An 811-nucleotide genomic window follows, 5' to 3' on the forward strand; every position below is an offset into this window, starting at 1 on the left:
AGGTCGTACTCCGTGTGCTCGAACGCCTCCCGGATCGCCGCTTGGATGTCGGTCATGGCACGGTCCGTTGCGCGCCGGGCGGTGAAAAAACGCGGTCTTCAGTAACTGCCGCGAGAGCGGCGGTTTTCGGTCGTTGTCGATCGGGATAGAACGGTCAATTTCTCGGGTTTTAGCGGCCAAATTTATTTAATACAACTAATTTGTAGTTCAAATATCTCTATAATCCAACCGTAGAACAATCTCAATATTTATTTATCCTGATACTTTTCGAATATGCACGAAAGTGTCGCGGAATACGTGGCAGAGCACCCGAAAATGGCCGGCGTCCTGTTCACTGCGATGCTGCTGCTGACGCAGGCAGCCCCTGCGGCGGCGAACGTCGTCCAGACAAACCCGGGGCCTTAGTCTGGTAGACCCTCGTCACTCCAGCGTAGCTCGTCCTCGTAAAAAACGGGTATAATTCCGAGATCCAGTACATTACAAAGCTGATCTGTAGTTATATCTGACAATTCTGCTCTAGAAGGAACTACGTAATTCATATCAATACCGTCAATTGTGGGACTGTATAGCGTTCCGACTCCGTACGGTCCAACGGGATACGTACGAACACTAATATCCCACATCGCACCAGCCGAATTCACATCCATCACAGTAGCAATGCCCCCTCGGCTCCGACAGATCGTCGTCCCACCGTCCCCCACCACGATGTACTGGTGGCCGGTGATCAGTTCGCGCTTCGCCACGTGAAGCGCGGTGCGGAGGTTGAACCCGCTGTTCATCAGGCGGGCGATGATCCGGCCGAGCGTCGTCG

At 53.4% G+C, this 811-nt stretch carries 1 pseudogene; it reads right to left on the reverse strand.

The window, feature by feature from the left end:
• Nucleotides 1-401 precede the first annotated feature (401 nt).
• Nucleotides 402-811, reverse strand: a pseudogene (locus EXE45_RS20865) (caspase family protein); the annotation flags it as partial.

It is taken from the genome of Halorubrum sp. SP9 (assembly GCF_005435015.1).
Classification (GTDB): Archaea; Halobacteriota; Halobacteria; order Halobacteriales; family Haloferacaceae; genus Halorubrum; species Halorubrum sodomense.